The sequence below is a fragment of the Helicobacter brantae genome, from assembly GCF_003364205.1.
Lineage (GTDB): Bacteria > Campylobacterota > Campylobacteria > Campylobacterales > Helicobacteraceae > Helicobacter_G > Helicobacter_G brantae.
Genome location: NZ_NXLV01000011.1, coordinates 45878 through 52108, shown reverse-complemented (window position 1 = coordinate 52108; position 6231 = coordinate 45878). Strand labels below are relative to the sequence as shown.

The window sequence follows — 6231 nt, the reverse complement described above, 5'->3', positions numbered from 1 at the left end:
GTATTGGGCAGGGGGTTGCACAGCGACAAATGCACTAGTGGCAAGTGCGTATTTCTCTTGGCAAGGGTGGATTGCAATGGTAGCGATGATTGTGGGGTGCGTGGTGGCTTCAAGCTTTTTTAGAGTGAAACAATGTGAATTGAGGAGAAGATAATGAGAATCAAATCTTTGGCTTTGGGATTAAGTCTAGTTTTGCTAGGTTGTGGCGATAGGGAAGTGGTGGAGAAGATAAAAACTCAAGAATTTCTAAAATCTATCAATAACCCTCAAAATATCGTGATTGATATAAGAGATGATAGCTTTTATAATGGATTTAAAGAGAGTGGAGCAAAGAGAGGAGGGCATATCAAGGGGGCGATTCAGTTTAGCACTTCTTGGCTTGATTATATGGATATGAATGAGCTAGAGCGATTTGCAGAGCAAAAGGGGATCACTAAAGATAAGACACTTATCCTCTATGATAGCAATCCTGAGAGCTTGGAGCGAGTAAGTGCAGAATTTGCCTCTAGGGGCTATAAAGTCAAGACTTATGATGGAGCGATTGAGTATGCAAATGCAGACTATCCCCTAGAGAGTTTCCCTAACTTCTCTTATAGTGTTTCTCCCTCTTGGCTCAATGCCCTGATGAGTGGAGAGAAGCTTGAGAGTTACAATGGCTCTCCTTATATGGTATTTGAAGTATCTTGGGGAGATCTCAAAGATGCCAAAGACTACTCTAGACACATCAAAGGAGCATATCATTTTAACACCGATTGGATAGAGAATGCTCCCGTGTGGAATCTCTCTTCTCCTGAAGTAGTAGAGGCAAACTTGCTAAAAAACGGCATTAGGGCAGATAAGACAATTATTCTTTACTCAAGCAACCAACTTGCAGCCTATCGCGTGTTTTTGGCACTTAAATGGGCAGGAGTAAAAGATGTGAGGGTTCTCAATGGCAATTTAGACACTTGGATTGATGCAGGGTTTGAAACTGAAGATAAAGTCAATATCCCAAAGGCAGAGAAAGAGTTTGGAAGTAAAATCCCCAAAGATTCTCAAATCATCATCTCAATGCCAAAAGACTTAATCAAAGAGCAAAAAAAGGGATTAAAGCTAGTGAGTAACCGAGCGTGGGATGAGTATATCGGTAAGATTAGTGGATATAGCTATATCCCAAGAGCAGGAGAGCCTGTGGGAGCGATATTTGGCTTTGCAGGGAGCGATGCTTCAAATATGGCTGATTATTATGATCCTGATGGGACTTTGAGAAATCCACTAGAGATTTTTGAGCTTTGGAAATCTCAAGGGGTAGAGTCAAGTGATTATGTGGCGTTTTATTGTGGGACAGGGTGGAGAGCAGGGGTATCGTGGTTTATGACACAAATGGCAGGATGGAAAAATGCAAAAGTCTATGATGGAGGGTGGAATGCGTGGCAAATGGATGAGAGCTTGCCTATCCAGCTAGGAGCACCTAATGGAATGAGTAAGCCTGATGCCAAAAACGACTTTGGCAAAGTCTTCAAAAAGGGCGAATCTTGTAAAGACTAAAATAGAGGAAAATGGAGGTGGGACTATCAAAATTTCAAATCTTTTGCTTATAGGACATTTTTTGTCCTAAACATTTGGCTAGACTTTTCTCATCTTAAAATTAAGGAGAGAAAATGTTTTCTAGTATTAAAGCAAAACTAGTGCTTAAAGCCCACGATGAAGCCACTTGCAAGGCGATGGGATATGCCGAGCAAGGGTGGTTTATCCAAGCTGTGAGTGAGATAGAGAAATATGAGTGCCTAAGGGATTGGCTAGAAAGTGGGTATGAGGATAGAAGGCACAATGCTTTTGAGTTTTATGCTAAGGCGTTGAGGTGGTTTGGGTTTGATTGGGATGAGGTAGAGAGTGAGTTTGGTGAGTGCAGAGAGTTGCTTGATGGGGAGAAAATCATTTGTAATATCTTGTATGCAGAAACTCAAATTATCCCTAGCTATACTCGCTCAAAAATGGATTCTTTGAATACTGCATTTGTAAAACACTATCAAGCACTTGATGCAAAGATGAAAAAGCTCATCATACTCTCTGGCTTCAAAGAGCGATTTGAGAGAAAAACGCTCAATGAAATATTGAGTGAGTGTGGCGTGATAGCTCAAGAGCATTACAAGGCAAATGAAGGCAAATTAGAGAAGTGTGGGGAGATACTAGGCTATCGTGTGGAGATACTAGGGAAAGTGTGTCGGCTTGATGTGGAGGGGAGGTTTGTGAGAGTGCTAAGGAAGTCGTTGTGTGAAGAGAGCAGAGAAGATCTCTTTTTGCGTGTGAGAGAGAGGGTGCAAAAGAGTAGCCATAATGGACTTGCTGAGAAAATGGGGTTTGTGGATTTTTGGAGATTCAAAAAAGGGGCTGAGATTTTGAGTGAGTGTGAGAGTTTGGAAGAGTGGATTGGCAGGGGGTTTTATGCTCTAGGTGTGAGGGCAAGTGAGTTTTTTGTGGGGTTAAGTGATGTGTTGTTTGATGAGAGGGAAGAGGCGATGGAGGTGGCAAAGAAATATCGCAATATCTCAAGGCGATGTGAGAGGTTTGATGGAGTGATTTTTGTCATCACGCAGAGGAGGGGCAAGGAGCTTGTGGAATTCACCTCTGATTATGGGGTGGGAATCTTCAATGAAATGAGGCAAATCCACCTTGATCGGCGTGAGTTTCGCCAAAAAACGCGTGAGGAAGTGCTAAGGATTTTGGGGGAGAAAATTAAGTGGCATTTTGTGAGGAATGATGGGGAGCTTAGGATATGGGGCAAAATCTTGGGGTATAAAATCAAAATGTATGGAAAAATCTTTGAGTTTAGCACACAAGGACAACTGCTTCAAGAGGTGGAGGTGGCAGAGGAGGGGAGAGAGAAAGTGAGAGGACTTACACAGATTGCCAAAGGAGAATAGGGGGGAATATCGGATTCTATCCTTGCAAACTATGATATATGGGAGGAATCATTAGCTTGTAGGGATAGAATATTTATTTAAGTTTATTATAAGATAAATTAAACTCTGCTTAAGCTTTGTTTTGCAATAATGCCGAAAAATTTTTGAAGTAAGGAGCTGAGCATGTGTGAAAAGTTAGAGCATAATGTGATAACAACCTCTAAAGGGATTGGGGTTGAAAATCACCCATTTAACAATCCTGATGACCTTGCAGGGGCAAGATATTTGATTGTAGGAAGTTTTCCCCCATATAGGTTTTCTATAAAACATAAGCAACTGAATAAGAATGATGTTGATTGGTTTTATGGAAGTAAGGATAATGATTTTTGGGGGAAAGGTGGAGTGGATGGCTTACTCCAATGTGCCTTGGGATGTCAAGGGAAAGTTTTGGCCACAAAAGAAGAGAGAAAAATTTTTTGCGAAAATAGAGGTATTGCTTTTTTGGATTTATTTCAAACAATTAAACGTTATGACAATCTTTCTTCTGATTCAAACATTTTTCCAATCGAAATTGTAGATCTTACTTATTATTTAGATAGATATGATGATATCACAACAATTTTCTTTACGAGTTCTTGGGTGGAGCAGATTGCAAAAAAAGAGTACTTGAGAATCAATAGAGATAACTTGCCATTAAATAGAAAAGGGGAGAAACCCACGTCTGTTGAGGGAGGGGTTTTTTATAGATTTAAAGAGGGGAAAAAGTCTGTAAAGATTCGAAAACTTACCTCACCTTCTCCGATGAATTCTGGGAATTTTCAGAGCAAATTGGAAAAGTGGAGAAATGCAATAAAAAATACAGGATTGGACAAAATGGTATTTTAATTTTTCATTTGTTGGGGGGGGGGGGGGCTTAAAGGAAAATAAAAATGAAAAAAATCGCAATAGGGATACTTATGCTTTTTTTATGGGCAAATTTGAGTTTGGCTTCAGGTGTGTTTGATTTGTTTATCAAAAAAGACAACACCCAAGAGATGATAAGAGAACAACGCAGAATCGAGCGTGAGAGGGCTAGAGAAGAGAGGCGAATGAGAGAGGAACAGAGGAATAGCTATCAGGCCAATCAGACTTATACCCCTCAGAGTAAAAAGGAGCTAATAGCACTTCTAAGAAAACCAAAGATACCACTTCAAAATATTGATGTAAGCCAAATCAAAGATATGAGCTATCTCTTTGATGAGGATTATGGCAGAAGTGATTTGAGTGGGATTGAGGATTGGGATGTGAGGGCTAAGAAGATGAGCTTTATGTTTTCTTCCTCTTCTATCGCTAAGCTTCCTAAGTGGTATATCGAATTTATCCTTAAGCACCCCACCTACACTCCACAAAGTCGTGAGGAGCTAGAGCAGATTTTGAGAGATGGTAGGGTTAATCTTGCAGAGATTGATGTGGCTAAGATTCAAGACTTTAGTTATCTCTTTAAAAACTCTCGCAGGGATCTTTTGGGGATTGAGTTTTGGGATATGAGTGGGGCTGAGAGTCTTGAGGGAATGTTTGAGGGATTTAGTGGCAGAGGGCTAGAAGTGATAAAAGCGTGGAATCCTAGAGGGGTTAAAAATATGAAAGCCCTTTTTGTGGGGAGCAATATTGAGAAATACCCTCTTTGGTATGTGGAGTTTGCAAAGAAAAATCCCACATTTCGCCCCAAAACCAAAGATGAGCTTGCAAAAATCTTGAAGCAATATCAAAACGAGCTAGTAGGCTATGGCAAAGTCAATGGAGTGGCAGTGCGATATATGGCTTTGCCATTGATTGAGATTGATGTGAGTGAGATAAAAGATTTGAGTTATGTGTTTTGCTCTTCTAAAAGGATTGAGAAATGTGAGAGCAGAGTAGAAGACTTTAGGGGGATTGAATATTGGGATGTAAGTGGGGTTGAAAATCTTGAGCGTGTGTTTATGGGTTCAAAAATCAATGCAGATTTGAGTGCGTGGAAAGTGGGTAAAGTTAAAAACTTCTATGAAGCATTTGCAGAAACTCCATTTAATCAAAATATTTCAGATTGGGAAGTTAGCAAAGAGGCAAATGTGGAGAGAGTGTTTTTTGATAGCGAGCTAGAGCGTGAAGACAAGATTCCTGCGTGGGCTGAGTAAGGAGAGAGAATGATAGCTTTTGCAAGATTACTAGCACAGAAGCACCCCAAAGTGTGGGGGAGGATTGAGGGGGCATTAGAGGAGAGAGGAGTGAAGTATGCTCTCATTGAGGGGTGCAAGGATATTTGGATGAGGGATTTTATGCCTTTGGCTTTGGAAGATGGGAGCTTTCTCTCCTATGAATATAATCCAAATTATCTCAAATCTTCTCCTCATCTACGCACCTCTTATCCACGAGGGGAGAAGGACTTGGGGCTTGTGCTTGATGGGGGAAATTTTGCTAGATTTAAAAATTCAGTTTTGATGTGTGAAAAGATATTGAGTGAGAATCCTAGCTTTTCACAAAGTGAGATTATCTCAATGATTGAAGAGAAGGCAGGGGTGGAGAGAGTGATTTTGCTCCCCAAAGTAGCTTATGATCGCTATGGGCATAGCGATGCAATGTGTCGCTGGATAGATGAGAGGAGAATCTTAGTCAATGATTTTTCACTAGAAGGCAAAGGATTTCATAGTAAGCTAGAGCGTGCATTAGAGGGATATGAGATAATTTCTCTAAAGTATTCAGATGAGTTTTTATCCAAATACAAATGGGGAGCATATCTAAACTTTGTAGAAGTTAAAAATCTTCTTTTGCTCCCTACTTATGGAATCAATGAGGATAAAAGAGTTATAGAGAGATTTGAAGAGATTTTTGAAGACAAAACTATTATCCCCCATTGAGTGCAAAGAAATCATCGCTAGAGGTGGGGCATTGCATTGTGTGAGTGCTGAGATATAGGGCGATGAAAGTCTGTCAATCTTATGTTATAATTTTAAAAAATAAATATTATATTAAGGAAAAGGAATGGGAGTTATTATTGGTAGTGGATTGTCTGCTCTTATTGGGATTGTGTGTGTTGTCTTTATGATTACTTTTGTTGGAAAAATGATTTTTAAGATGATCTTTTCAATTCTCAGTGCGATATTCTTGTTGATAGCCATTTATTTTGGTTATCAATGGTATATGGAACACAAAAGTGAAGTTGATGAAAGGATCAAAAAAGAGTTATCATCAAAAGAAAATCAAGAATTAATAAAAAAGATTCAAGGAGTGGGGGATGAAATAAAAGATAAAATCAAAGAGCAATTAAAATAATATTTTTCAATATTTTACAGATAAAGAGTATTTGTCTAAAATGGTTTTGCCCTAGAGTGTT

General features: G+C 39.5%; 7 protein-coding genes. All 7 read left to right on the top strand.

All coding sequences use genetic code 11. From position 1 onward, the window contains the following. A partial coding sequence (locus tag CQA58_RS08460; RefSeq protein ID WP_170126755.1) for a YeeE/YedE thiosulfate transporter family protein occupies nt 1-154 on the top strand: 154 nt, incomplete at its 5' end. Further along, a complete protein-coding gene (locus CQA58_RS06145) occupies nt 154-1527 on the top strand; it encodes a rhodanese-like domain-containing protein (protein WP_115569849.1) in 1374 nt (457 codons plus the stop codon). The genes CQA58_RS08460 and CQA58_RS06145, both read left to right, overlap by 1 nt. A 113-nt stretch (nt 1528-1640) precedes the next feature. After that, nucleotides 1641-2903: a hypothetical protein gene (locus CQA58_RS06140; protein WP_115569848.1), complete on the top strand. Its 1263-nt coding sequence runs from the start codon at nt 1641-1643 to the stop codon at nt 2901-2903. Between the two features lie 162 nt (nt 2904-3065). Beyond that, on the top strand, nt 3066-3767 hold the full coding sequence (locus CQA58_RS06135) for a uracil-DNA glycosylase family protein (RefSeq protein WP_115569847.1): 702 nt from the start codon (nt 3066-3068) through the stop codon (nt 3765-3767). A 44-nt stretch (nt 3768-3811) separates the two neighbouring features. Then, the gene (locus tag CQA58_RS06130; RefSeq protein ID WP_115569846.1) at nt 3812-5035 is read left to right on the top strand and encodes a BspA family leucine-rich repeat surface protein; all 1224 of its coding nucleotides are present in this window, start codon (nt 3812-3814) and stop codon (nt 5033-5035) included. Between the two features lie 9 nt (nt 5036-5044). Further along, complete coding sequence (locus CQA58_RS06125) at nt 5045-5755, top strand: agmatine deiminase family protein (RefSeq protein ID WP_115569845.1); 711 nt, start codon at nt 5045-5047, stop codon at nt 5753-5755. Nucleotides 5756-5879: 124 nt separating this feature from the next. After that, nucleotides 5880-6170: a hypothetical protein gene (locus CQA58_RS06120; protein WP_115569844.1), complete on the top strand. Its 291-nt coding sequence runs from the start codon at nt 5880-5882 to the stop codon at nt 6168-6170. Nucleotides 6171-6231 lie beyond the last annotated feature (61 nt).